This is a genomic window from Streptomyces sp. NPDC002446 (genome assembly GCF_053595675.1).
Window position 1 is genome coordinate 33,420 of the sequence record NZ_JBSFYC010000004.1, and the last position, 24,525, is coordinate 57,944.

The window sequence follows — 24,525 nt, forward strand, 5'->3', positions numbered from 1 at the left end:
GGCGCGCGGCCGGCCCTACGCACGGACGGCCCTACGCGCGGTCGCGGGAGAGCGCCGGAAGGTGCATCCGCTGTGCGATGTCGTCGTCGAAGTCCGCGCAGAAGGCACCGAGGACGTCTTCGAGGTGCTCCATGGAGCGGGCGGCGTACAGGACGGGCTGGTAGCCGGAGATGCGGTACGGGGTGGCGGCCGCGGCGCGGACGGTCAGCTCACGGACCTCGCGGCGGTCATGGGCGCCGATCTCGCCGAAGGACGACAGCAGGGCCGCGCCGAAGGCCTTGGGGGTGCCGGACTCGGTGATCAGCCCGTACTCCAGGGTGAACCAGTACACCCGGCTGAGGACGTCGAGGGCCTCCTCGTCACGGACCCGGTTGGCGGCCTGCCCGATGAGCCGGTAGAGGCGGGCGACGCGGGGGTCCGACAGATGGATGCCGTGTCCGAACACATCGTGCAGCACATCGGGTTCGGGGGTGTAGAGCGGGACCGCGGGGTGCCGGACGAACTGCACGGCGTGGAAGTAGCCGTGCTCCATCGCCCCCAGGAACCGCTCGTTGGGCACCACCCCGCCGGCCAGGGTGAAGGCGAACCCCGTGCGGGGTGTGAGGCAGGCGCTGACCTCCGCGTGCTGCGGGATCCGCTCGGCGGGGATGGCGGCGTCCTCACCGGCGTCGAGCACCGTGCGGCACGCATGGGCGCGGTGCGCCGGGCCGAGTGCCTCGTGCACCACGCGCCAGGTGCGGTGCTCCGCCTCGGTGTAGGCCACGGGCGCGTACGGCGCGCCGACGGGGTGTCCTTCGGCCGGGGCGGCCAGCGCGGCGCGCCGCCGCAGATAGGCCGGGTCGCTGCGGCCGGGGTGCTGGGCCGGTCCGCCCAGCCGGCCGTCGGCGGAGATGGGGGTGTGATTCCGCGCAGTGCTCATGGCTGTGACATTCCCTGTCCGACCAAGTTTCCCACGAGCGGTGGAAAGGTGCATCCGCGGCCAGAGCGAGCGAAGCGGCGAGAACGGGCAATACGGCGGGAAAGGGGAGCGTACCGGAAAGCTCCGTGGGTGAACGGCGTTCAGAGACCCGGCCAATGCCTCACTTTCATATCGTTAGGGCTTCGATTCTTGACGGTGGGGCGGAGGGTGACGTTCACTTCAGCCGTTCTTGGGCCGGGTCAGGCGGCCCCATGGGAGGTACCGAAAAAATGAATGCAATAATGCGGCGCGCCCTCACCGGCGCAATAGCGATTTCGCTGGCAGCACCGTTGGCGGCCTGTGGGAAGGAACAGCAGGAGGCCGGTGCGGGCAAGGACGCGATAGGCCTGCTCCTCCCGGAGAACACAGCGTCCCGATACGAGAAGTTCGACCGCCGCATCATTACGTCCCGGGTAGCCTCGCTCTGCCTTGAATGCAAGGTCGAATACGGCAATGCCGAGCAGGACGTCAACACCCAGCAGAGGCAGTTCGAGGCCCTGGTGAAGAAGGGCGTCAAGGTCATCATTCTGGACCCGGTCGACTCCCAGGCGGCCAAGAGCTGGGTGAACTCGGCGGCCAAGAAGGGCGTCCAGGTCGTCGCGTACGACCGGCTCGCCGAGGGCGACGTCGCGGCCTACGTGTCCTACGACAACGAGAAGATCGGCCAGCTCCAGGGCCAGGCGCTGCTCGCCGCCCTCGGCTCCCGGGCGTCCTCCGCCGACATCGTCATGATGAACGGCTCGCCCACCGACCCGAACGCGCCGTCCTACAAGAAGGGCGCCCACGCCGTCCTCGACGGCAAGGTCAACAAGGTCGTCTACGAGAAGGACATCCCCGAATGGTCCGCCGTGACGGCCAAGGAGAAGATGACCGATGTCATCAGCGCCCATGGCGCGCAGGGATTCGATGCCGTCTACTCGGCCAATGACGGTATGGCGGGCGGTATCGCCACGGCACTCAAGTCGGCCGGCATCAAGGGCATGCCGCTCGGCGGCCAGGACGCCGAACTCCCCGCGCTCCAGCGGCTGATCGCCGGAACCCAGTCCTTCACCATTTACAAGGAAGTCCGGCCGGAGGCCGAAACCGCCGCCGAAATCGCCTTCCGTCTGCTGCGCGGGAAGAGCATCCAGTCGTTGACGACCACGACCGCCGGTAACAAGAGCAAGTCCGGCATCCCCGCCCGGCTGTTCAAGGCGAAGATCGTCACCAAGAAGAATGTGAAGGACACCGTCGTCCGCGACGGCGTCGTCCGGACCGACCTGCTCTGCACCGACCTCGCCGACGCCTGCAAGTCGCTGGGCCTGGAGTGACCGTGCCTCGGCCGGTCCTCGGCTAGACACCCGCGAGACGGCCGCCTCCGCGCACAAGAGCGGAGGCGGCCGTCCGCTGTCCGGTCGTCCGCTGTCCGGCCGCCCACTGTCCGGCCGTCCGCAGTCCGGCCGCCCGTCCCCTCGCGCGCCGGCTCACACAGCCCGGACCGGCTGCCCGAGCCAGTCGTATGCCGCCCGTGCGGTGAACTCCGACTGACCGCCCTTGAACAGCAGCCCGGCGCGCGCGAAGGCCGGGTCGTCGGCGGTGGCGGCGACATAAGGGACGGCGATGCACCGCATCCCCGCCCGGTGCGCCGCGAGCGCACCGGGCGCCGCGTCCTCCAGCACCACACAGTCCGCCGGATCGACACCGAGCCGGCGCGCGGCCTCCAGGAACACATCCGGCGCGGGCTTGCCGTGCGCCACCTCCTCGGCCGACACCAGCGTGGTCAGCAGCGCATCCAGGCCGGTGCCGGCCAGCACCGCCTCGATCGCGGCCCGCGACGAACCGGACGCCACCGCCATCGGATGCCCGTCCGCCGAGAGTCGCTCCACGAACGCGCGCATCTCGGGGAAGACCTCGGTGTGCGCCCGCGCCAGCTCCAGATAGGCGCGGTTCTTCCCGGCCAGCAGCTCCTCGACCGGCGCGTCGATCCCGAACTCCCGGCTGAGGATCTCCAGGGTCTCGCGGGTGCCGATGCCGATGAAACGCGCGTGGTGCTCCCAGCGGAAGTCGGCCACGCCGTAGCCGGCCAGCAGCCGGCGTCCCGCCTCGTAGTAGTTCGGCTCGCTGTCCACCAGCGTGCCGTCGAGATCGAAGATCACCGGAGTGCGCGGGACGGGTGTGGCGGGCGTGACCTGGGAGGTGGGGGAGGCGCTCATGGCCCCCAGCATGCCAAGCCGCGCCGGCGCCCTGGGCGCGGCGCCCCGGCATCCCCGGCTCAGCGCTGCTGCTTCGCGGTCCCGCCCACCGCTTCGACCAGCGGCAGCATCCGGTGCGGCACCCGCTCGCGCAGCGCCATCTCCGTACGGGTACGGACCACGCCCGGCAGGCTGATCAGCCGCTGGATGACGTCCTCCAGATGCGCCGCGTCCCGTGCCACGACCCGGGCCAGCAGATCCCCGCCGCCGGTCGTCGAGAACGCCTCGATGATCTGCGGCACGTCCGCCAGCGCGGCGGCGACCTCCTCCAGGTGCCCCTGGGTGACCTCGATGTGGATGAAGGCGAGCAGGGGGTGGCCCAGCGCGGCGGGGGAGAGCCGGGGGCCGTACGCGGTGATCACACCGTCCCGTTCGAGCCGGTCCAGCCGCGCCTGGACGGTGCCCCGGGCGATTCCGAGCAACCGCGCGTACTCCCGCACGCTGGTGCGCGGCTGCTCCAGCAGCAGCCGGAGGATCCTGGCGTCCAGGGCGTCCACGGGCATGGTCCAACGGCCCCCTCACGGTCGGCGAAGTCTTGTTGCGACTGTACCAATGGCCCAGTGATCACGGCGTCGGTTGAGCCAGCTGCCCTCCCGATGCTTATCTCTTCAACTGATGGCGTTGCAGGGCTGCGCCCGACCGGCAAGGGAGCCGGTCCGGACCCCCGCAGCGCCTTTGTCTTGCCTGCCGGATCAGAAGGGGGCGGTCTCCGCACGTGAAGAGGATCTTTGTGGCACCGGACCCGGGCCGGCTGCGCCTGCGCACGTCGCTGCGGGCCGTCCTGGGGGTCGCGCTCGCCGTCACCGCCGCCGAACTGGCCGGGCTCCCGCTGCCGGCCTCGATCCTCGGCGGCCTCGCGGCGCTGCTCGCCCTCTTCACCGTCGGTGACCCGACCGTCCGCGGCCAGGCCGGCACCACCGCCCTGCTGCCCGTCGTCGGCCTGCCCGTCCTCGCCCTCGCCACCACCCTGCACGGGCTGCCGGTCGCCCGCGACGCGGTCTTCCTCCTCGTCGTCTTCTGCGGGGTCTACGCCCGCCGCTGGGGGCCGCGCGGCCAGGCGCTGGGGATCTTCGCGTTCATGATGATGTTCGCGACGCAGTTTCTGCACGCCGTCCCGGCCCAGCTTCCGCAGCTGGCCACGGCGGTGGCGCTGGCGCTCGCCGCGAGCAGTACGGTCCGCTTCGGCGTCTGGTGCCTGGAGCGGCGCACCCCGCCGCCGGCCGCCCCCGCGCCGCTCGCCCGCCGCGGCCTCGCCCGCCCCACCACCCGCCTCGCCGTCCAGAACACCGTCGCCTGCGCGCTCGCCCTCGCGGTCGGCCAGGCACTCTCCAGCGACCGCTGGTACTGGGCCGTGGGCACCGCCTGGTGGATCTTCGTCAACACCTCCTCCCGGGGCGAGACGCTGGTCCGCGGCTTCCGCCGGGTGGTGGGCACCGTCGTCGGCATCGCGGCCGGCCTGCTCGTCGCCGTCCCGCTGCACGGCGCCCCCGCCCCCTCCGTCGCCCTGGTGGCCGTCTGCGTCTTCGGCATCTTCTACACGGCGGGCCCCTCGTACAGCTGGATGATGTTCTTCGTCACCGTCATGGCCGGGCTGCTCTACGGCCTGCTGGGCGTGCTGCACCCCGGACTCCTCGCGCTGCGCTTCGGGCAGACCGCCGTGGGCGCGCTGGGTGCGGCGCTGGCCGTCGCGCTCGTCCTGCCGGTCACCACGCACGCCGCCACCGATGCCTGGATCCAGCGCGCCGTGCACTGCGTACGCGACTGCACCGCTGCCTCCGCCCGGCGGCTCGCCGGCGACCTGCACGCCGACCCGTCCCCGCACGTCGCCGAGCTCGAACTGCTGCTGGGCCGGGTCCGGCTCTCGCTCGCCCCGCTGCTGCATCCGCTGAGCCCGCTGCGGCACCGCAAGGCCCGTGCCCGCCAGGTCATGACCCATCTGGACGACTGCGCCGCGCAGGTCCGGGGTCTGGCCGAGGTGGCCGCCGACCCGGCTGCCTCGCACGACGCCCGGCTGACCGCCGCCTGCCAGCGCGTCGAGGCCGTGGTCGGCACCCTCTTCGCACCCGGCGCCGAGCCCGCCGCCACGTCCGAGACCCCCACCACCGCCCCGCCTCACCACCCCGGCGCCGAACGCGCCCTGGCCCACCTGCACAGCCTGGAGTCCGCCCTCACCGCCCTCGCCCACCCGGTACGCAGCTCACCTCGGGCGCCGTTCGCGGCGTCCTGAGGCCGGGCTGTTTGCCGCGTCCTGAGGCCGGGCTGTTCGCGGCATCGTGAGGCCGGGCTGTACGCCGCGTCCTGGGGCCGGGGCGTCCGGGCTGTTCGGGCTGTTCGGGTCGTTCGGGCCGTCCTGTCCGTCCGGGGCGTTCGGGCTGTTCGGGCCATCCGGGCCGTCCGGGCCGTCCCGGCCGTCCGGACCATCCGGGCCGTCCGGACCATCCGGGCCGTCCGCGCCGTCCGTCCCGTCCGTGCTGTTCGGGCCGTCCGGGCGGCCTCAGGATGCGCCCGGGCCGCTGGGCAGCATCCCGCCGATCCCGCCGTGCCGCACCGGAATAACCTCCCCCCACCCCCACGTTGTGGCCCCGCAGGGGGCGCTCGTATCCCCTACGGGATGTGTTCGCCCGCCCCCTAAGGCCCCGAAGGCCCCTAACGCCCCCAAGGCCCCTAAGCCCACCCCCCGATCCCCGCCTTCGCCCCTTGTGCCCCGGCCGTGCCTGTTAGCGTCGCCGGAGCACCTCAACGGGCAGGCGGACGAAGGGCGGACCAGTGGGGAAGAGCGATCGTGGCCGACGCGCGTACATAGGGTCCTTCACGGCTGCCGGCGGCCGCGGCATCACCACCGCGACCGTCGACCCGGCAAGCGGCGCACTCACCCCGCTGCACTCCACCGACGCCGTCGCCAACCCCTCCTACCTGGCCCCGAGCCCCGACGGCCGGCACCTCTACGCGGTCAGCGAGACCCCCGACGGCGCCGCGGCCGCCTTCGCCCTCACACCCGAGGGGCCCCGCCTGCTCGCGCCCGCCGTCCCGGTGGACGGCGCCGACCCGACCCATCTCTCCCTGGCCGGCGGCCATCTCGTCGCCGCCAACTACAGCTCCGGCAGCGTCAGTACGCTCCCCGTACGGGCCGACGGCTCGCTCGGCGGCCCGGCCACGGTGCTCGCCCACCGGGGCAGCGGCCCGCGCGCCGACCGCCAGGAGGGCCCGCATGCGCACGCCGTCCTGCCGGCTCCCGGCGGGCGCCGGCTGCTCAGCGTCGACCTGGGCACCGACTCGGTCCGGGTCTGCGCGCTCGGCGCCGACGGGGCGCTGACCGTACGCGAGGAGGTACGGCTGAGGCCCGGGAGCGGCCCGCGCCACCTCGCCTTCCACCCGCGTGGTGACCACGCCTATGTCATCAACGAACTCGATCCGACGGTGACGGTCTGCCGATGGGACGCCGCCGGAGGCACCCTGACGCCCCTGGGGGAGACCCGCCTGCTCCCGGACACGGTCGCGACCGACGGCACCTTCCCTTCCGCGCTCGTGCTCTCCCGTGACGGCCGGTTCGCCTGGGCCGCCAACCGGGGCCACAACAGCCTCTCCGTCCTCTCCCTGGACGCCTCCGGCGACACCGCGACCCTCGTCACCACCGTCGACTGCGGCGGCGACTGGCCGCGCGATCTGGCGCTCGCCCCCGACGGCCGGCACCTCTACGCCGCCAACGAGCGCTCCGGTGACGTCACCTGGTTCTCCCTCGACCCGGAGACGGGCATCCCGGCCCGCGGCGGCGCGATCGAGGCACCGGCCGCCTCCTGCGTCGTCTTCGTCTGACCGGTCCGGCCCGGGAGCGTTGGCGTGCCGCTGACTGAGGCAGACGTCCCGAGCGGCCGCCAACGCCCACGCAGAGGCCCTGTGGGCCTCTCTCGCGGGCGTACGGCCGCCCGCCTGCGAGGAGCGCGGCCGCTGTGCTCCCGGGCCGTCTGACGCGCATCTGCGCCGCTCGGACGCGAACGGGCCGCCCGACGCCTTCCGCACGCGGCCGTCCACCCACCGCCGTCCACCCAGTCCACCCACCGCCGTCCACCCAGTCCACCCACCGCTGTCCACCCAGTCCACCCGCCGACCACCGGGCAGCACCGTCCGGGCAACGCGAAGGGCCGCCCCGCGCACTGCGCGAAGGCGGCCCTCCGTTGGTGACTGCTGCCGCTGGCGATGCCTGCCCTAGCGGACCGGAGCCCCCGGTGCCTGCGTCGGCAGGGTGATGCCCACCGCCGCCGCGTAGTTCGAGAGCACCAGCCGGCCCACCGCGCCGTACGCGCCCAGCGCCTCGGCCGACGCGCAGCCCGCCTCCGCCGCGGCCGCCCCCACCAGGCCGTCGGCGATCTCCGGGCCGATCAGGTACGGAGCCAGCGCCAGCTGCTGCGAACCGGACTCGCGCAGCTGCTCGGCCGTACGGGAGATGGCGCCCTCCTGGTCCAGCGCGGCGGCCAGCACCGGTACCGCGAGCCGGGCCGAGAGCAGCATGCCGGTGATCCCGGCGGCCTGCACGGCCTCCTCACCGCCGACGGTGGCGAGGATGATGCCGTCCGCGGCCGTGGCGACCGTGAACAGCCGCGCGCGGTCGGCGCGTGCCAGACCGGCCTCGGAGAGCCGCACGTGCAGCGCCTCGGCGAGCAGCGGGTGCGGGCCCAGGACGTCGGTCAGCTCGGCGCCCGACCCGCTGTTCATCATGGCCTGGCGTATCCGGCGCAGCAGGGCGCTGTCCGGCCCGGCCAGCAGCGGAACGACCACCGCGGCGGGACCGGGGTCGGGACGGCCCTCGGCGTCGGCGCGGGCCTTCTGCTCGGCGGCGGCGTGCGCCAGTACGGCCTCCAGCGACGGGAACTCGTCGTCGCCGCCGTCCACGTAGCCGATCCGGGCGTCGAGGCCGGGGAGTTCGGAACGGGCGATGCTGGAGACCTCCTCCGCCAGGCTGCGCGCGGCGGAGTTCGGGGTGCCGGGCACGGCCAGCACCAGGGCGGGTGCGCCCTCGGGTGCGGCGAGCGGCTCCGGCTTGCGGTGGCGGCCGGACTGCCGCGCGCGCGGCATTCGTACAGGCAGGCCGGGTGCGGCTCCCGGGCTCGGGGGTGCGGCGTCAAAATCGTGCGAGCCAGGTGCGGGCCCAGTGGGGGAACTCATGGCGCCGCATGCTAACGCCTTGGACCACTCCCGCGCGGAGGGAGGGTTCGGTGCCGAGGTATCCGTCCCGTTTTATCCCGCGCGTCATGGTGGTGCTACCCCGGCGCAGGCCGTGTGATCTGCAACAACTTCACATCCGGGGGCAGCAGCAGGTGATCGTCGGCCAGTGCGGCGGCGATCGTCAGCGCCCCGTCGAGCGGGCTGCCCGCAGCGTCCGCGAGGCACGCGTCAGGCAGCCGTTCGGCGAGCGCCGAACGCAGCGGGGCCAGCAGTGGCTCACCGATGGCGAACAGCCCGCCGGTGCAGGCCAGCGCGCGTCCGGCGCCCGGCGGGCAGACCGCGGCCGCGGCGTCGGCGAGATGGCCCGCGGCGGTGCGCAGGATGCCGAGCGCCACCGCGTCGCGCTCCACGGCGCAGCCGGCGACGTCGGGGGCGAACGAGGCCAGTACGGCCGGCCGGTCGGGGCGCGGGTAGAGCGCGGCGGGCAGCCCGGTCACCGGCCCGAACACCGCTTCGGCGCGCGCCAGCAGGGCGGCCGAGCCGCCGGGCCGTCCGTCGTGGGCGCGCAGCGCGGCCTCCAGCCCGGCGCGGCCGATCCAGGCGCCGCTGCCGCAGTCGCCCAGCAGATGGCCCCAGCCGTCCGCCCGCCGCCAACCGCCCTCCGGGGTCAGGTCGGTGCCCAGGGCGATCACGCCGGTGCCCGCGGCGACCACGGCACCGGGCCGCTGCCCCAGCGCCCCCGCGTACGCGGTCACCGCGTCCGCCGCGAGCGCGAGACGCCGCACCCCGAACGCGGTGGCGAGCGCGGCGGGCAGCCGGGCGCGCAGCTCGTCGCCCAGCGACGCCATACCGGCCGCGCCCACGCACGCCGCCGCGAACCCGTCCGCACCGGTCCGACGCGCCAACTCCTGTGCGGCGGGCACCAGTTGGGACAGCAGATGCGCCGCGTCGATACCGGCGGGACCGGTGCGCACCGGCTCCTTCGAGGTGTACGTGGCCGACGGCCGCGCCTTTGCGTCGCCGGCGCGGGCCACGGCGATCCGCAGCCCCGAGCCGCCCGAGTCGACCCCGAGGACATGGACCCGGCCGGCCCCGGTCGCGGCCGGGCCGTGGCCGGCGGGCTCAGCCAAAGCCGCGGGCGTCCTGCTTGAGGGCGGTGTCGACGGTCAGGGCCGTGGCGACGACCAGGCTCAGCAGCGGGTCGGGCAGCTGGTGGTGGATCTGCAGGACGTAGTTGTCCGCGGTCGTGAACATCGTCTTGGCGAGGCCTTCCCAGGTCTTGGTGATCCGGGCGATCTCGGTGTCGGCGTGGTCCACGATCGCGAAGTTCCAGGCGCGCCAGTTCTCGGCCTTGATGGCGCCGATCTGCTGGCCGTTGACCATCATCGCGAAGTTGATCTTCCCGATGGCGTTCTGCTGCACGATCTCGCCGACCGGCGAACCGTCCGGGCGCTGCACGATCACCTTGGACTTGATGATCTTCGCGGGCCGGGTCAGCACCAGCTGCGGCTGGCCGTACGCATCCCGGATCTCCAGCTTGTGGGTCATGTACTGATCGAGGCTGGAGACGACCCGCAGCACCTTCTTGGCCGTGCTCTGGCCGACCTGGACGACCGTGCCGATGGTGTTGCCGTGCTGGTCGAAGACGCTGTACTCGTTGGTGACCTCGATGAGCTTGGCCTTCTGGTTGACCACCAGCACCGGCTCGGTGAACAGCGTGCCGCCGCCGGGCCCGGCGGGTGCCACGCCGGCCTGCTGCTGCACCTGCTGCTGCACGGCGCCGGCGTTCGCGCCCGGCTGCCCCGGCATCGGCTGCTGGCCGTAGGGCTGCTGCACCGGCTGGCCGGGCGCCTGCTGGCCCGGAGCCTGCTGGGGGAAGCCGGGGCCCTGCTGGCCGTACGGTGCGCCGCCCTGCTGCTGGCCCGCATACGGGGCATGGCCCGGCGCGGAGTGGCCGGGGGCCGAAGCCGGTGCGTGACCGGCGGCCTGCTGCTGCGGCGCGAACTGCTGAGGTATCGACTGCCCGCCCTGCTGGGCGGCGGGCTGGGCCGGGGCCGTGGAGCTGCCGGGAGCGGAGGCCGGCGCGGTACCGGCCGCCGCCTGCTGCCCCGGGTGGGTGTGCTCCGTCCACTGGGACCCGTCCCACCAGCGCAACTGGTGGGGGGTGCCCTGCGGGTCGGCGTACCAACCCGCAGGGATGTTCGCATTCGTCATGCCAGGCACACTATCGCCCGGGGTCAGGGCAGCTTCCAGTCGACGGGCTGTGCGCCCTGCCGGACCAGCAGGTCGTTCACCCGGCTGAAGGGCCGCGAGCCGAAGAAGCCCCGGTCGGCGGACATGGGGGAGGGGTGCGCGGACTCGACGGCGGGCAGCTCGCCCAGCAGCGGCCGGAGGTTGCGCGCATCGCGGCCCCACAGCACCGCCACCAGCGGGCGGCCGCGCGCCACCAGCGCCCGGATGGCCTGCTCGGTGACCTCCTCCCAGCCCTTGCCGCGGTGCGCGGCGGGCTTGCGGGGCGCGGTCGTCAGCGCTCTGTTCAGCAGCAGCACGCCCTGGCGCGTCCACGGGGTCAGATCGCCGTTCGAGGGCCTGGGCAGGCCGAGGTCGGAGTGCAGTTCGCGGAAGATGTTCTCCAGGCTCCCGGGCAGCGGGCGGACGTCCGGCGCCACCGAGAAGCTGAGCCCGACCGCATGCCCCGGTGTGGGGTAGGGGTCCTGTCCGACGATGAGCACCCGGACCTCGTCGAAGGGCTGTTGGAAGGCGCGTAGCACGTTGTTGCCGGCCGGCAGATAGGTCCGTCCCGCGGCGATCTCCGCCCGCAGGAAGTCGCCCATCGCGGCGATCCGGTCGGCTACGGGCTCAAGTGCCTTGGCCCAGCCTGGTTCGACGATGTCTTGGAGAGGTCGTGCAGCCACGGGATCACCCTACTGGCCGAGGGCCGCTCCCCTTCAATCGATGGCCTGGGCCCGCGCCCCGAGCGGGGGAACTCGCCGGCCGCCCGGCCGTGTTGTCCGTATCACGCCACGGCCGCCGCCCGTACGCACAGCACGTCCGGCAGATGGGCGGCGAGCTGCTGCCAGCTGTCGCCGTCGTCCGCGCTGGCGTAGAGCTCGCCGTTGCGATTGCCGAAGTACACCCCCGCGGGGTCGTTGTCGTCGACGGACAGCGCGTCCCTGAGCACCGTGCCGTAGTGGTCCTCCGGCGGCAGTCCCTCGCTCAGCGGCTCCCAGCTGCCGCCGGCGTCGGCCGTGCGGTAGACCCGGCAGCGGTGCTCGGCGGGCACCCGGTCGATGTCCGCGGTGATGGGGAAGAGGTAGGCGACATCGCCCCGGTGCGGATGCGCGGCCACCGCGAAGCCGAAGTCCGAGGGCAGGTCGTCGCCGATGTCCGTCCACTGCGCGCCGGCGTCGTCGCTGCGGTAGACGCCCCAGTGGTTCTGCAGATACAGGCGGTCGCGGTCCACCGGGTCCTGCGCGATCTTGTGGACGCACTGGCCGAACTCCGGGTGCTGGTCGGGCAGGAAGACCGCCTTGACGCCCTTGTTCGACGGTGCCCAGCTGGCGCCGCCGTCCAGGGTGCGGAAGACGCCGGCCGCGGAGACCGCGACGGTGACGGCAGCGGCGTCCCTCGGGTCGGTGATCACCGTATGGACCGCGAGTCCACCGCCGCCGGGCACCCATTTCTCACGGCTGGGGTGGTCCCACAGCGCCCGTACGAGCTCGAAGGTCTCGCCCCGGTCCTCGGAGCGGAACAGACCGCCGGGCTCGGTGCCCGCGTACACCACGTCCGGGGCGGCCGGGCCCGCGGGGTGCAGCTGCCACACCCGCTCCAGTGAAGTCCCGGTGTGATTCGGGTACTTGACCGCGGGGCGGGCGGGCTCCTGCCAGGTCTCGCCCAGGTCGTCGGAGTGGAACACCGACGGGCCCCAATGGGCGCTGTCGGCCCCGGCCAGCAGCCGGGGTGTGCTCCGGCGGGTGTCGATACCGAGGGAGTACACCGCCTGTGCGGGGAAATGGGGGCCGCTCACTTCCCAGTCGCCGTGCCGCCGGCGGCCGATGAAGAGTCCTTTGCGCGTGCCCACCGCGAGCAGTACGTCAGTCATTGCCACAGCACCTCCGGGACGCCGTTGTCTCAGACAGTGGCCAGTCTGCACCCGACCACTGACAACGGCGTCCCGGCGGATATCCGCGCAGGTCAGATGGCGCGGTGGTACGGCTGCGGCACCCGGATCGAGGCGCCCAGCTCGCGCGCGGCGTGCTGCGCGAAGCTGGGGGAGCGCAGCAGCTCGCGGCCCAGCAGCACGGCGTCGGCCTGACCGTCCGCGATGATCTTCTCGGCCTGCCGGGCCTCGGTGATCAGGCCCACGGCGCCCACCGCGAGACCGGTCTCCTTCCTGACCCGCTCGGCGAACGGCACCTGGTAGCCCGGCCCCGTGGTGATCTTCGCGTCCGGGGTGTTGCCGCCCGTGGAGGTGTCCAGCAGGTCGATGCCGTGCTGCTTGAGGTCGCGGGCGAAGCGCACGGTGTCGTCGGCGGTCCAGCCCTCGCGGTCGTCGCTGTCGTCCTCGGTCAGCCAGTCGGTCGCCGAGATCCGGAAGAAGACCGGCAGCTCGTCGGGCCAGACCTCGCGTACGGCGTCCACGACCTCCAGCGCGAAGCGCGTCCGGTTCTCGTAGGAGCCGCCGTACTCGTCGGTGCGCCGGTTGCTGAACGGCGAGAGGAACTGGTTGATCAGGTAGCCGTGGGCGCCGTGGATCTCGGCCACCTCGAAGCCGGCGTCCAGCGCCCGCCGGGCCGTCGCGCCGAACTGCGCGACGAGTTCGCGGATCTGCGCCACGGACAGCTCGGCGGGGGTCGCGAAGTCCTCGTCGAACGGCAGCGGGCTCGGGCCGACCGGCTCCCAGCCGTGTCGCTGACCGGGGAGGATCGGGCCGCCGCGGTTCACCCACGAACGCTCGGTGGAGGCCTTGCGGCCGGCGTGCGCGATCTGGATGCCCGCGACGGTCCCCTGCTCCTTGAGGAAGGCGGTGATGCGCCGGAAGCCCTCGGTCTGCGCGTCGTTCCAGAGCCCGAGGTCGTAGGGGCTGATCCGTCCCTCGGGGCTCACCGCGGTCGCCTCCGTGAGGATCAGGCCCGTTCCGCCCGCCGCCCGCGCGGCCAGGTGCTGGAAGTGCCAGTCGCCGGGCACGCCCTGGGCCGGGCCCTCGGGATCCGCGGAGTACTGGCACATGGGCGCCATCCAGAGGCGGTTCGGGACGGTCAGCGAGCGAAGGGTGAGGGGCTCGAACAGTGCGCTCACGGCAGGCTCCTGTGCGTGGAGAGGGGACGGGTCCCGGTTGGCCCCGCACTCATACGATAAGCGTCGTACTACGGTGGATGTCAAACTACGATGCTTCTCGTACAATGGCCGGGCGGAGGGAGCGCGCGGACCATGGGCGCGCCGACCGGGTGCCACGCGCCCTGCCGAGTCCCGCAGAGCCACTCAGGAGCCGTCATGCCGACCGATACGACGTCAACGGGCGCCACGCCGGGCTCCCGGTCGCTGGAGCACCCGGCCCGCGAGGACATCCGGCTGACCGACGTCCTGCACGCCCTCGCCGACCCGATGCGGCTGCGCATCGTCTGCACCCTCGCCGCCGCCGAGGACGAGCTGAACTGCGCGGACATCGAGCTCCCGGTGAGCAAGTCGACCTGCACCCACCACTACCGGGTGCTGCGCGAGAACGGTGTCATCCAGCAGCTCTACCGCGGCACCGCCAAGATGAACCGGCTGCGCGAGACCGACCTGGAAGCGCTCTTCCCCGGCCTGATCGACGGTGTGCTGCGGGCGGCGGACCTCCAGGCCCGCCGCCTCGGCGAGAAGTAGCCGGCCCGTCCGGCGGCGCGGGCCGGCCCGGTCAGCAGGTCACGCCCGCCGAGCGCGCCGCCTCCAACAGGCGCTCCCAGTCGGGGAGTTTGACCGTGCCGCGCCCCAGTCCCCGCCCCCACTCCGCCTCGGCGGCCTCGATGGCCAGCCAGCCCGGCCAGGCGACCGGCCGCTGTCCCGCCCGGGTCAGCGCGGCCACCGGATCCTCGGCCGCCGTCCGCTCCGTCAGCGTCGCCGCGTCCGCCAGCAGCGACTGCGCGGTCTCCTTCGCGCACGGCCGGTTGGTGCCGATCACCCCCGTGGGGCCCCGCTTGATCCAGCCCGCCACATACACCCCGGGCAGCGGCGCCCCGTCGCGCAGCACCCGCCCCGCCTGGTGCGGCACCGTCCCGGTCGCCTCGTCGAACGGCAGCCCCGGCTGCGGCGTCCCCCGGTAGCCGACCGAGCGCAGCACCAACTGGCTCTCGATCTCCTCGAATTCGCCGGTGCCGGTGACGCCGCCCCGCCCGTCGGGCGCGGTCCGCTCGAACCGCACCGCGCGTACTCCGGTGGCGTCCCCGAGCACCTCTACGGGGCGCAGGAAGAACCGCAGATGAATCCGGCGGGCCCGCTCCAGCGGGGTGCTCGCGTCCGACGGGCGCTCCGCCCAGCCGCGCAGCACCTCGACATTGCGCCGCCCCACCGCCGGCAGCTCACCCGGATCCCGGTACGCCGGATCCAGCGCCAGCTCGTCGGGCCGTACGAGCACCTCCGTGCCCGGCAGCGAGCCCAGCTCCCGCAGCTCCTTGGTGGTGAACTTGGCCTGCGAGGGCCCCCGTCTGCCGACCATCCAGACGTCCTCGACGCAGCTGTCCGCGAGCACGCCGAGCGGCCCCTGCGGCATGTCGGTGGCCGCGAGCTCGGCGGCACGGCGCGAGAGCATCCGGGCCACGTCCACCGCCACGTTCCCCACGCCGATCACGACCGCGGACCGCGCCGCGAGGGCGAAACGGGTCGTGGCCGCGTCCGGATGCGCGCTGTACCAGGCGACGAACTCGGTGGCCGGATGGCTGCCGGGCAGCTCCTCGCCGGGGATGCCCAGATGCCGGTCGGTGGCGGCGCCCACGCAGAACACCACCGCGTCGAAGATCTTCCGCAGCTCCTGGACGCCCAGCCCCGGCGCCCCCACCTCGACGTTTCCGAGGAAGCGCACCCGGGGGTGCTCCAGCACCGTACGCAGATTGTTCTGCAGCGACTTGATCTTCTCGTGGTCCGGCGCGACGCCGTAGCGCACCAGACCGTACGGGCAGGGCAGCCGGTCCAGGACGTACACCTCGATGTCCGGTACGGTCTGCTGCTCGATCAGGGACTGGGCGGTGTAGACGCCGCTGGGCCCGGAACCGATCACTGCGACACGAAGCACGAGTGGCCCCTTCCGCGGGATACCCCCAGGATCGCACCGGCGGGCGCGCGACGGGAGATGCGCTATCGGGGTTGCTCCCCGTGGGATGAGCGTGCCGCGCCACTGGGCCGGGTGGGCTGGAGGCTAGGTTTTCAAATGTGTCGGAAAGTGACTTTTATACCGTTAATCACCGATATGAAGCCCAGGGCGCGCCACAGGAGTGGCCCACGTGGGAGCTTCGGGGGCATGGCTCGGCCGCGCCCGTCCCCGGTCCCGCCGCCCCGGACGCGGCGACCGGAACCGACGGCGGCGGGTGTCCGCCGTCCCGGGTCGATCCGCTGGGCCCCTGGTGCAGCGCCCGGCTGACCTTCGCCGACGGCGCGCGGATCGATGTCCTCGTGACGGTCTCCGACGACCACATCACCGTCGAGGACGTACGGGCCGACCCGCCGCTGACCCCGGACGGCCTCGCCGACCTGGCCCGCTGGATCGAGGGGCCCCTGGACGACGCCTTCCGTACGGCCACCGGACAGCCGCGCAAGACCCGGCCCGCCCAGCGGCAGCCCGGTCCGGCGGCCGAGTCGCCGGAGCGGGCGGGTGGGCCGATGGCCGGGCCGACGTGTGAGCCGACGCCCGGGCCGGCCCCCGCCACGGCGGCCGGCGCCGCACACGCTCAGGTGACCGCCCCGGCACCGGAGGCGCCGAACGGGGCGGCGCCGGAACCGCAGCCGGCGGGGGAGCCTGCGCATGAACCTTCCCCCGGGACGGCGGGGCACGGTGCGCAGGCGGCGCCCGAGGCCGGGGCGGGAGAGGGCGCGGCGCAGCCGGCGGCCGGGACGCCGGAGCCGGGGGAGGCGGCGGAGGAGCGCGCCCGCTCCGCCCTGCTCGCCCGGTCGCGGGCCGCCGAGCGCCGCAAGCTCGCCGCGGACGCCTACCGTCAGGCGCAGCGCGAAGGGCGCGATCCGGTGCTGGCCGTCATGCTCGCCACCGGCCGCAACCGCCGAAGATCGCTGCGGCTTATCGCCGGTGCCCGCGACGAGGGTCTGCTGACGCCCCGTCACAACAAGCGCTGATCCCGCTCCCCGCCTGTACCGACACCGCGTCGCACCTTGTGCTGCCCGCCCCCGGCCCGGCACCTGCCGCACGCCCGCCGCCAACCGGCCGTCCCCGCCGCCAACCGGTCCTCCCCGCCGCCGCTGCCGTCCTACCGCAACGCCGCCCGCATCCGCTCCATCCGCCCGATCTCGGCGGTCTGCTGCGCGATGACGTCGTTCGCCATCTCCTCCACGAGCGTGTTGCGGCCCCCGGAGAGCACCTCGGTCGCCATCGAGACCGCGCCCCGGTGGTGGGCGATCATCAACTTCAGGAAGAGCGCGTCGAACTTCCCGCCGCGCGCCGCCCGCAGCCGTGCGAGATCGGCCGCGCCGGCCATACCGGGCATCCCGTGCTCCGCGTGATGCTGGTGGCCGTCCTGTGCGCGCGCTCCGCCATGGCCGCTCAGCCAGCCTTTCATCGCGTCGATTTCGGGCCCCTGGGCAGCGGCGATCCGCTCCGCCAGCCGCCCGACCCGGGCATCGGCGGCGTACCGCTCGGCCAGGTCCGTCATCACCAGCGCCTGCTGATGGTGCGGGACCATCATCCGGACGTAGCCGAAGTCGGCGGCGTTGGGGGCGTCGTCGCCGCGCGCCTTCCTGGCCTCCTCGGCGGTGAGGGTCTTCGCCGGCTCCCCGGGTCTGCCCGGCGCGACCACCGCGGCGCCCCCGGTCCTGCCCGCCGCGGTCTCGCCGCCGGACGAACAACCGCTCAGCGCAAGGAAGATGGCCAGCACCGGGCCGGCCGTGGCGAGGCCGGCGGCCCGCCTGGGGTGCTGTCTTCTGGGACGCGTCAACGCACACACTCCTGTCCGCCGGGCCATCCGAGGGCCTCGGGCCGCTGCGTGCCGGGCCTTACCAGACCTGCTGGGGCGTTACGTCTTCGTTGCCTTCTATTGATATGTACATGAGCGGCGCGATACTACCGGGGCCAAGAACCGTTCACAGCGGAACGGACTCCAAGGGAGGACCTTGTGACGTCGTTGCACAGACCCCGAGTGCGGCGCAGATCCCTCGGCGCGGCGGCCGCGGCTCTAGGGCTCGCGGCCGCCCTCTTCATGGCCCAACCCGCGGCCGCCACCCCCGATCCGGGGGACCACCCCTCCGCGGCCCAGGAAGTGAGCCGCGATCAGCAAGCGGACACCCGTGCCGCGATCAAGAACGGCGAGATACCCGGCAAGGACGAGATCGTCCACAGCGAGAACGTCCGTCATCTGGCCAACATCCCCAAGCAGGCGCTCCAGGGCACCAACTCCGACCTCGCGTTCCAGGGGAAGTACGCCTTCGCCGGCAACTACGACGGCTTCGTCATCTACGACATCTCCCGGCCGAAGGCGCCCAGGACCGTGAGCCAGGTGCTCTGCCCCGGATCGCAGAACGACGTCTCGGTCTCCGGAAACCTGCTCTTCCTGTCCACGGACTCCTCGCGCAACGACAACTCCTGCAGCAGCACACCGCAGCCCGCGACGGAGAAGTCCTCCTGGGAGGGCGTGAAGATCTTCGACATCAGCGACAAGGCGCACCCCGAGTACGTCGCCGCCGTCGAAACGGCCTGCGGTTCACACACCCACACGCTGGTCCCCGAGCGCCGCGACGTCTATGTCTACGTCTCGTCGTACTCGCCCAACGCGACCTTCCCCGACTGCCAGCCGCCGCACGACGGCATCTCCGTCATCAAGGTGCCGCGCGCCGCACCTCAGAAGGCCGCCGTCGTCGACTTCCCCGTCCTCTTCCCGGACGGCGGCAACCCCGGCGGACCCGCCAACCCGGGGGTCTCGCAGACCACCGGCTGCCATGACATCACCGCCTTCCCGAAGCTGAAGCTGGCCGCGGGCGCCTGCATGGGCGACGGCGTACTCCTCGACATCGCGGACCCGGCGGCGCCCAAGGTCATCGACCGCGTCCAGGACAACGTCAACTTCGCCTTCTGGCACTCGGCCACCTTCAACGAGCGTGGCAACAAGGTGGTGTTCACCGACGAGCTGGGCGGCGGCGGAGCGGCCACCTGCAACGAGAAGGTCGGGCCGAACCGCGGCGCCGACGGCATCTACGACATCGTCGGCAAGGGCACGGACCGCAAGCTCGTCTTCAAGAGCTACTACAAGATCCCGCGCCATCAGGCCGACACCGAGAACTGCGTCGCCCACAACGGCTCGCTGATCCCCGCCAGGAACCGCGACATCATGGTCCAGGCGTGGTACCAGGGCGGCGTCTCCATCTGGGACTTCACCGACTCCGCGCACCCGAAGGAGATCGGCTACTTCGAGCGCGGACCGATCTCCACCGACCAACTGGTCGGCGGCGGATCCTGGTCCGCGTACTACTACAACGGCCACATCTACTCCAACGACATGGCCAAGGGCTTCGACGTCCTGAAGATCGACGACCGTCGCACGGACAGCGCCGAGCCGGTACGGATGAGGGAGCTCAACGTCCAGACCCAGCCCGACTACCGCTGACACACCCGGGCCCCGCGCCCATGTCCCGCCGGGCGGCTCACTCGTCCGGCGGGACCCCCGACTCCCAGTCCAGTCCGTACCGTTGGAAGAGTTCGGCGCGCAGCCGGACCCGCGGCATCTGCGCCCCCGGAAGCAGCATCGGCACCACCGAACCCATCAGCAGCGCCCGCAGCAGCGGATAGTCGGCATCGGGATCCGCCGATCCGTACGCCACGACCGTCTCGCGCAGCAACTGGGCCAGCCGCTGCTGTTCGGGGCACTGGATGAACCCCTCGGCCGTCAGGATCCCCGCCATGTGGGTGCGCATCAGCAGCGGGTGATCATGGGCGAGCCCCAGGATCGCGTCGATGGCCCGTGCCAGCAGCTCCCGTCCGGCGTCCGGCCCGGTCGGCCGCGGCTCGCGCTCCAGCGCGGCCTGCAGCGTCAGATGCATCAGCCGGTGCACCGCGGACTGCAGCAGCTGGCGCTTGCCGGGGAAGTAGTACGAGACCAGCCCCCTCGCCGCCCCGGCCCGCTCCGCGATGTCCCCGAGCGTGGTCGCCTCGTACCCGCGTTCCCCCACCAGTTCGACCGTGGCCTGCAGCAGCCGCTCGCGGGAGCGCCGCCGCAATTCTTCATTGACCGATGCGCTGCGGGGGGACATGCTTGACTCCTGCGTTGACTGGCTGAGAGCCAATATACTCAGCGCAACTCCGGATGTCCGTCCCCGGTCGGGATCCGGTCAAGCTGCCTGATTCGGGCGACGCGGGGGATCGCCCGAATCGGGCCCAGGCGGGGCCGGGGTTGGCCTCATGGCCCGTGTCGTACCAGGTCATGGGGGCAGCCCCGGCGGGTGCTCCGTCGCGTCAGGTGTCTTCGGACCGTTTGCGGGCGAGGGTCAGCCCGTCGGCCACCGGCAGCATGACGGACTCGACGCGCGGGTCGGCGCGTACGTGGGCGTTGAACTCGCGTACGGCGCGGGCGTTGCCGATGGCGTACGGGAGGCGGACCCGGCCCTGCTGGAGCACGTTGTCGGCGATCAGCAGTCCGCCGGGGCGGAGCCGGGGCACGAGGAGGTCCCAGTACTGGCGGTAGTGGGGCTTGTCGGCGTCGAGGAAGACCAGATCGATGTCGCTCCGCAGGGGCAGGGCGGCGATGGTCTCCAGCGCGGGGCCCAGCCGGAGGTCGATGCGGTCCGCCACTCCCGCCTCCCGCCAGGCGGCCCGGGCGATGGAGGTCCATTCCTCAGAGGTGTCGCAGGTGAGGACGGTGCCACCCGGGGCCAGCCCGGTCGCCAGCGCGAGGGTGGAGTAGCCGGTGAAGGTACCCACCTCGACGATGCGTACTGCGCCCACGAGCCGTGCCAGCAGCGTCAGCAGGGTGGCCTGTTCGTGCGGTACGCGCATGACGGTCAGCGGCCCCAGGGCGCGGGTCCGGGCCGCCAGCCGCTGCTGGACCGGCGTCGGCGGTTCGGCGTGGCTCAGCAGGTAGTCGTACACCTCGCGGGTCATGGGGACGGTCTTGAGCTCGTCGGGCGGGGTTCCGGTCACCTCGGTGCTCCTGTCGGGGGAGGGCGCGCCCGCCGTGGGAGGGTCTCTGGACGCCGGGCCCGGTAGCGCCCGCGATCCGCACCGGGCCGCGCGGAAGCCGTGCCGTACGGCCGGCCGGCGCCCGTCGGCTCCGCCGTCGCCCGGCTCCGGCACGGCCTGGCGGCGCTCAGTGCGGAGTACGCCGCGGACGTGAGTGCGGGCGCGCCGCGTCGGGCCGGGGACCCGGCCCGGCGCACAGATCGGTGATGAGTTTGCGGGCCCGGCCCGCGGTCACCGGGGTCACGCCGTGGATCAGCTGCGCCCCGTACACCAGGGTGGTTCCGGCCGGCGGGTGGCAGACCCAGCGGGTGGCGGCGATGGCGTCGAGGGCGACCGGGCCGGACCGGGCGGTGATCTCGTGGGCGAACCGGGTACCGGGCTCGAAGACGCCGTCGGCGCCGGCCGCCCGGTCGAACCACAGCTCGTCGCAAGCGCTGGTGTCGAGGTAGAACTCCCCGCCGCACTCCGCGTCCTGAAGGTTGAACACCACACGGGCCAGGCGGACGGGACGCTCGTCCGGATCGATGCCGTGTACGTGCGAACCGATCGTGTCCCCCGGCTTGAGGTCGTGGTACAGCCACGGGGCGATGGAGTCGGCGGACGGAAACACCCGGCGGATGACGGGCATTGCCCGGTCGATCGCGGCTGCCAGGATCTCCTGTGCGGCATCGGGCGGGGTGAGTCCCTCGCTGGGGCGGGCGGGGACCCAGCCGGTGGTGGCCAGGTGGTCGTCGACGAGCTTGGTGACCTGAGCGGTCTCGTCGGGGGTGAGGAAGTTCTCGATCGTCTGCACGGCCAGGGTCTCGGACGTGTTGATCACTTCTCTGCTCCTCTCGTGGTCCCGTCGCCGCCCATTGCAGAGCCGCCGATCGCCGAATCCAAGGGCGCTCGAACGGGCGCGCGGGCGCACGGGGCGTCCGCATCGGGTACACCGGCCCGCGCCGTGAGCGGCCTTGTGCCTCCGCATGCGCCCCCGCTCCGGCGAGGCCGACGAGGCCGACGAGCGCGGCCCGCTGCGGGCGGTGCCCTTCCGGCCACCGCGCCCGGTGTCAATCGCGGACGCGACCAGTCGATTTATCGCCACCCACAAGGTGGACCTCGGGCGTATCGGTACAGAGGCCGGGAAAGTCATCGCCTGCAACGCCAAACGCCTTATGCAAAGGGGTAGTTCATGCGCCGCATCGCCGCCGTCGTCCTTGGGACCGCCGCGCTCCTGGGGGTCCTCGCCACTCCGGCCCAAGCATCGGAGGGCGGCGGCAGCTTCGCCGACTCCGCTTTCCACACCCTGGGGCGGGTGTGGGGGGCCACCATGCCGCAAAGCCTCACGGACAGCGCCGTGGCGGGCGTCCAGGGCCGGTAGCAGGTACTGACGTAGATCAGGCGGCGGGGAGGCTTGTGCGCCCTCCCCGCCGCCTGCCTGCGTCACTCGAATTCGTCGAGCAGATCGCGCAGATGCGCCTCCTCACGGCGGTACCGCGCGCTGCCCTTCCAGAAGAGAAGGAGCAGGTGGCTCAGCGGATACACGAAGTCCTCTTCCTGGAAGTGCGGTTGGGTCAGGTACGGGGTGTCGAGCTCGTCGTCCGCTCCCGGGGTGAACATGCGGCCTGAGGTGTCGCCCGCGTCCATGGCGAAGGGGTCGTACCCCCAGGACGTCTCCGGTGTCGAGCGGCGGATCACTTCCCCGACGTACCAGACGGCTCCCTGCACGAACAGGCCGTCCCGCTCCTCCTGGAGCTCCTCTTCACCGCTGTACCGGCCGCGTACCAGCTCTTCGAGCGCGTCCAGGGACGCGGGGCCGAAGTCCCAGCTCTCCGCCTGACCGGTCGCGCGCGCCCACTCCTCGAAGCCCGTCGCCCGCGCCTGGAGCCACTCCGCGAGCCGCTGGAACCTGCCGCAGTCGTACACCACGCCGCGCAGCCGCTCGTCGATCGGGTTGCCGACCTCGTCGTGCGCCATGAACAGCCTGAATATCGGCGCCATCACATACAGCCGGTCGTCCGTGCGGTCGCCGGTCGGGCGCACGCAGGGGGTGTCGACGGTTCCCGGTGCGTGCACTTCGCCGAACAGGGGCGGAAGGGGTTCGTCGGCGCAGGCGAGCGGTTCGTACGTCCACACCACGCCGGTGGACCGGCAGGCCACTTCCCCGAGATACCAGACGGCGCCCTGGAGGAGAGCTCCGCGCCGCCGCTCTTCGATGTCCTGGTCGCTGCGGAAGGTCCGCCGCAGCAGCTCTTCGAGCGCGTCCAGGGAGGCGGGGCCGAAGTCCCAGCGTTCGGGGCATCCGGTGGACCGGGCCCACTGCTCGAAGCCGGCGGATCGCTCGGCCAGCCACGCCAGCAGCTCGGGGTGATGCCGGGGGTCCGGGGTGTCGTCTCTGCGGTCGGTCATGGGCGCACCGTAGCCAAGGGCACTGACAGTGCGGCTAACTGACCGGTAATAGGGTCCGGGCCCGAGGTAAGGTGACCCTAAGTCGATCGCTCGATCCCCGGAGTCCGTCCGTATGTCAGCAGTCGTGCCGCCTGAGGGCACCCCATGTCATCCGCCCCGGCTGGCCCGCCCCCACGCGCTGCCGCGGCTCACGGCACCGGGCGGTGTACTGCCCGCGCCGGACGGCGTCGAGGAGTTCTGGGCCGATGTCCGGCGTCGTGGCACGCCGCTCGTCACGCCCGACCCCGAGGGCTGTCCCGATCACGCGGCCGTGACGTATCTGTGGCGCGGCGCTCCCGGGACCCGTGGGGTGCAGGTGGTGCCGAACAAGCTGGGCGACCCGCGTGACCCCGAGGGCAATCTCATGGAGCGCGTCCCCGGGACCGATGTCTGGCACTGGACCGTCCGTCTGCGCCGCGACTGGCGGGGCACATACGACCTCTACGTGGACGAGGGCGGCGGCCCCGGCCCGGGTGATGCCGGGTACTGGGGGTGGCTGCGCACCCAGCGTCGTGCCGATCCGTACAACTCCCGTACGCTGCCGCGCCGCTGGGGCGGCGAGCCGGTCCCGTACGCCGAACTTCCGGGTGCGCCGGACGCGGTGGGCTGGGAGCCGCGAACGGGCGTCGAGCGCGGCACGGTGCGGGAGTGCGACGTGGCGAGCCGGCACCTTGGCGGGCGGCGCCGCGTGTGGCTGTACGAACCGGCCGGCGCGGTGCGGGGGCAGGCGGCGGACCTGCCCGTCCTCGTGCTGCTCGACGGTGAGCACTGGCAGCCGCGGCTCGGCGTCGCGCATCTGCTGGACAACCTCATCGCCGACGGCCGGATCCCCCCGCTCGCCGCCGTGCTGCCGGAGTCCGTGGACGCCGGCAGGCGATGGGCGGAGATGACCTGCCGCCCGGAGTTCGTCGCCTTCCTCGGCGAGGAGTTGCTGCCCTGGGTGGCAAAGCGGCTGCCGGTCACCGGGGACCCGGCGCGCACGGTGGTCGCGGGGCAGAGCCTCGGCGGACTGACCGCGGCCTACGCGGCGTTCTCGGCCCCGCACCGCTTCGGGAACGTACTCGCCCAGTCGGGCTCCTTCTGGTGGCCCGACGGCCCGGAGGCGGAGTGGCTGACCGGCCGGATCGCCGCCTCGCCACGGCTGCCGGTGCGCTTCTGGCTCTCCTTCGGCGAGCAGGAGTGGGTGGCCCTGCCCGCCGCCCGGCGGCTGCGGGACACCCTCGCCGCCGCCGGCTACGACGACGCCGTCTACCGCGAGTTCAACGGCGGCCACGACTACCTTTGCTGGCGCACCGAACTGGCCGACGGTCTGGTGGGGCTGCTGTCCGGCGGCTGAACGGACGGGCGGACCGGACGGGCGGGGCGACGGCCCGAAAGCCGGCGCC

At 72.9% G+C, this 24,525-nt stretch carries 22 protein-coding genes and 1 pseudogene; 8 read left to right on the top strand and 15 right to left on the bottom strand.

The window, feature by feature from the left end:
* Positions 1 to 31 precede the first annotated feature (31 nt).
* On the bottom strand, positions 32 to 919 hold the full coding sequence (locus tag ACWD6P_RS04160) for a phenylalanine 4-monooxygenase (RefSeq protein WP_451442454.1): 888 nt from the start codon (positions 917 to 919) through the stop codon (positions 32 to 34).
* Between the two features lie 269 nt (positions 920 to 1,188).
* On the opposite strand from ACWD6P_RS04160, the gene ACWD6P_RS04165 reads away from it, so the two are divergent.
* The gene (locus tag ACWD6P_RS04165; RefSeq protein WP_451442455.1) at positions 1,189 to 2,268 is read left to right on the top strand and encodes a sugar ABC transporter substrate-binding protein; all 1,080 of its coding nucleotides are present in this window, start codon (positions 1,189 to 1,191) and stop codon (positions 2,266 to 2,268) included.
* Between the two features lie 153 nt (positions 2,269 to 2,421).
* Here ACWD6P_RS04165 and ACWD6P_RS04170 read toward each other — a convergent pair whose 3' ends face one another.
* Together ACWD6P_RS04170 and ACWD6P_RS04175 are read right to left on the bottom strand one after the other, a co-directional pair.
* Positions 2,422 to 3,150, bottom strand: a complete 729-nt coding sequence (locus tag ACWD6P_RS04170) for an HAD family hydrolase (protein WP_451442456.1) — start codon at positions 3,148 to 3,150, stop codon at positions 2,422 to 2,424.
* A gap of 59 nt (positions 3,151 to 3,209) precedes the next feature.
* A complete protein-coding gene (locus ACWD6P_RS04175) occupies positions 3,210 to 3,692 on the bottom strand; it encodes an Lrp/AsnC family transcriptional regulator (protein WP_451442457.1) in 483 nt (160 codons plus the stop codon).
* Between the two features lie 212 nt (positions 3,693 to 3,904).
* Between ACWD6P_RS04175 and ACWD6P_RS04180 the strand changes: the two genes are divergently transcribed.
* Together ACWD6P_RS04180 and ACWD6P_RS04185 are read left to right on the top strand one after the other, a co-directional pair.
* Positions 3,905 to 5,416, top strand: coding sequence for an FUSC family protein (locus ACWD6P_RS04180; RefSeq protein ID WP_451442458.1), 1,512 nt, complete (start codon positions 3,905 to 3,907; stop codon positions 5,414 to 5,416).
* Between the two features lie 539 nt (positions 5,417 to 5,955).
* Positions 5,956 to 7,002, top strand: coding sequence for a lactonase family protein (locus ACWD6P_RS04185; protein WP_451442459.1), 1,047 nt, complete (start codon positions 5,956 to 5,958; stop codon positions 7,000 to 7,002).
* Between the two features lie 390 nt (positions 7,003 to 7,392).
* Here ACWD6P_RS04185 and ACWD6P_RS04190 read toward each other — a convergent pair whose 3' ends face one another.
* From ACWD6P_RS04190 to ACWD6P_RS04215, 6 genes are all read right to left on the bottom strand, one after another.
* Positions 7,393 to 8,349 carry a sirohydrochlorin chelatase gene (locus ACWD6P_RS04190; protein ID WP_451442460.1) on the bottom strand — a complete coding sequence of 319 codons (957 nt, stop codon included), beginning with the start codon at positions 8,347 to 8,349 and terminating at the stop codon, positions 7,393 to 7,395.
* A gap of 95 nt (positions 8,350 to 8,444) precedes the next feature.
* Complete coding sequence (locus tag ACWD6P_RS04195) at positions 8,445 to 9,479, bottom strand: N-acetylglucosamine kinase (protein ID WP_451442461.1); 1,035 nt, start codon at positions 9,477 to 9,479, stop codon at positions 8,445 to 8,447.
* The gene (locus ACWD6P_RS04200; protein WP_451442462.1) at positions 9,472 to 10,563 is read right to left on the bottom strand and encodes a phospholipid scramblase-related protein; all 1,092 of its coding nucleotides are present in this window, start codon (positions 10,561 to 10,563) and stop codon (positions 9,472 to 9,474) included. Before ACWD6P_RS04200 ends, ACWD6P_RS04195 begins: the two co-directional genes overlap by 8 nt.
* Positions 10,564 to 10,586: 23 nt before the next feature.
* Positions 10,587 to 11,264 (bottom strand): uracil-DNA glycosylase, encoded by a 678-nt coding sequence (locus ACWD6P_RS04205; protein ID WP_451442463.1) that lies wholly within the window; start codon positions 11,262 to 11,264, stop codon positions 10,587 to 10,589.
* A 101-nt stretch (positions 11,265 to 11,365) separates the two neighbouring features.
* The gene (locus ACWD6P_RS04210; protein WP_451442464.1) at positions 11,366 to 12,451 is read right to left on the bottom strand and encodes a WD40/YVTN/BNR-like repeat-containing protein; all 1,086 of its coding nucleotides are present in this window, start codon (positions 12,449 to 12,451) and stop codon (positions 11,366 to 11,368) included.
* Positions 12,452 to 12,543: 92 nt separating this feature from the next.
* On the bottom strand, positions 12,544 to 13,647 hold the full coding sequence (locus ACWD6P_RS04215) for an NADH:flavin oxidoreductase/NADH oxidase (protein WP_451442465.1): 1,104 nt from the start codon (positions 13,645 to 13,647) through the stop codon (positions 12,544 to 12,546).
* A 195-nt stretch (positions 13,648 to 13,842) separates the two neighbouring features.
* On the opposite strand from ACWD6P_RS04215, the gene ACWD6P_RS04220 reads away from it, so the two are divergent.
* Complete coding sequence (locus tag ACWD6P_RS04220) at positions 13,843 to 14,214, top strand: ArsR/SmtB family transcription factor (protein WP_451442466.1); 372 nt, start codon at positions 13,843 to 13,845, stop codon at positions 14,212 to 14,214.
* A 31-nt stretch (positions 14,215 to 14,245) separates the two neighbouring features.
* On the opposite strand, the gene ACWD6P_RS04225 is transcribed toward ACWD6P_RS04220, so the two are convergent.
* Positions 14,246 to 15,616 carry an FAD-dependent oxidoreductase gene (locus ACWD6P_RS04225; RefSeq protein WP_451442467.1) on the bottom strand — a complete coding sequence of 457 codons (1,371 nt, stop codon included), beginning with the start codon at positions 15,614 to 15,616 and terminating at the stop codon, positions 14,246 to 14,248.
* Positions 15,617 to 15,753: 137 nt separating this feature from the next.
* On the opposite strand from ACWD6P_RS04225, the gene ACWD6P_RS04230 reads away from it, so the two are divergent.
* Positions 15,754 to 16,668 (top strand): DUF6214 family protein, encoded by a 915-nt coding sequence (locus ACWD6P_RS04230; RefSeq protein ID WP_451442468.1) that lies wholly within the window; start codon positions 15,754 to 15,756, stop codon positions 16,666 to 16,668.
* 131 nt (positions 16,669 to 16,799) lie between these two features.
* Here the strand turns inward: ACWD6P_RS04230 and ACWD6P_RS04235 are convergent, their stop codons facing one another.
* Entirely contained in the window at positions 16,800 to 17,510 is a 711-nt protein-coding gene (locus ACWD6P_RS04235; RefSeq protein WP_451442469.1) for a DUF305 domain-containing protein, read from the bottom strand.
* 150 nt (positions 17,511 to 17,660) lie between these two features.
* Between ACWD6P_RS04235 and ACWD6P_RS04240 the strand changes: the two genes are divergently transcribed.
* Positions 17,661 to 19,145, top strand: a complete 1,485-nt coding sequence (locus tag ACWD6P_RS04240) for an LVIVD repeat-containing protein (RefSeq protein WP_451442470.1) — start codon at positions 17,661 to 17,663, stop codon at positions 19,143 to 19,145.
* Positions 19,146 to 19,163: 18 nt separating this feature from the next.
* Here ACWD6P_RS04240 and ACWD6P_RS04245 read toward each other — a convergent pair.
* The 3 genes and pseudogenes from ACWD6P_RS04245 to ACWD6P_RS04255 form a co-directional block, all read right to left on the bottom strand.
* Positions 19,164 to 19,788 (bottom strand): annotated as a pseudogene (locus ACWD6P_RS04245) (TetR/AcrR family transcriptional regulator); the annotation flags it as partial.
* 202 nt (positions 19,789 to 19,990) lie between these two features.
* The gene (locus ACWD6P_RS04250; protein WP_451442546.1) at positions 19,991 to 20,635 is read right to left on the bottom strand and encodes an O-methyltransferase; all 645 of its coding nucleotides are present in this window, start codon (positions 20,633 to 20,635) and stop codon (positions 19,991 to 19,993) included.
* Between the two features lie 205 nt (positions 20,636 to 20,840).
* Complete coding sequence (locus ACWD6P_RS04255; protein WP_451442471.1) at positions 20,841 to 21,533, bottom strand: hypothetical protein; 693 nt, start codon at positions 21,531 to 21,533, stop codon at positions 20,841 to 20,843.
* Positions 21,534 to 21,884: 351 nt separating this feature from the next.
* Between ACWD6P_RS04255 and ACWD6P_RS04260 the strand changes: the two genes are divergently transcribed.
* On the top strand, positions 21,885 to 22,073 hold the full coding sequence (locus ACWD6P_RS04260; RefSeq protein WP_451442472.1) for a hypothetical protein: 189 nt from the start codon (positions 21,885 to 21,887) through the stop codon (positions 22,071 to 22,073).
* Between the two features lie 62 nt (positions 22,074 to 22,135).
* Here ACWD6P_RS04260 and ACWD6P_RS04265 read toward each other — a convergent pair whose 3' ends face one another.
* On the bottom strand, positions 22,136 to 23,101 hold the full coding sequence (locus ACWD6P_RS04265; protein ID WP_451442473.1) for a hypothetical protein: 966 nt from the start codon (positions 23,099 to 23,101) through the stop codon (positions 22,136 to 22,138).
* A gap of 112 nt (positions 23,102 to 23,213) precedes the next feature.
* Here ACWD6P_RS04265 and fes point away from each other — a divergent pair, with 112 nt between their 5' ends.
* On the top strand, positions 23,214 to 24,476 hold the full coding sequence (fes, locus tag ACWD6P_RS04270; protein ID WP_451442474.1) for an enterochelin esterase: 1,263 nt from the start codon (positions 23,214 to 23,216) through the stop codon (positions 24,474 to 24,476).
* Positions 24,477 to 24,525 lie beyond the last annotated feature (49 nt).